This window comes from Variovorax sp. 10L426 (genome assembly GCF_056395305.1).
Map to the genome: position 1 here is coordinate 1 of NZ_JBFTJF010000091.1, position 452 is coordinate 452.

General features: G+C 64.0%; 1 protein-coding gene. It reads right to left on the reverse strand.

Going from position 1 to position 452, the window contains the following annotated elements; genetic code table 11:
* A partial coding sequence (locus tag AC1DHL_RS29900) for a phosphatidylserine decarboxylase (RefSeq protein ID WP_478164352.1) occupies window positions 1–452 on the reverse strand: 452 nt, incomplete at both ends.

The following is a 452-nucleotide window of genomic DNA, read 5'->3' on the forward strand; positions in this document are numbered from 1 at the left end:
ACCTGKACCAGCGTSACCACCTKGCCGTCSYSCGCGCGGCGGATCACSAYGGCGTTGCGCTCGTTCTCCACCGACGCCTTGTCCAGATCGGCATTGACGAACTTGCCCGGGAAGTACTCGAGCTTCTCGACCTTGCCATCCACCGACGCGCGGTTCGAATGCACGTTGAACACGTTCATGAACACGCTGATCTTCAGCGCCTCGCGCCCGGCGTACGGGTCCTGGGTCTTCTCGACCACGACGATGCGGCCGTCGGCGGGTGCCAGCACGGCGTTGGGCGTCGACGGAATCGGCCGGGGCGGATCGCGGAAGAACTGGAGCACGAAGATCGTGAGAATCCACAGCGGCAGCGCCCACCAGAAACCTGCGCTGACATGCACCAGCAGCGAGATGACGAATGCGCCGGCCAGGAATGGCCAGCCTTCACGGGCGATCAGCGGATGAGGATAGTT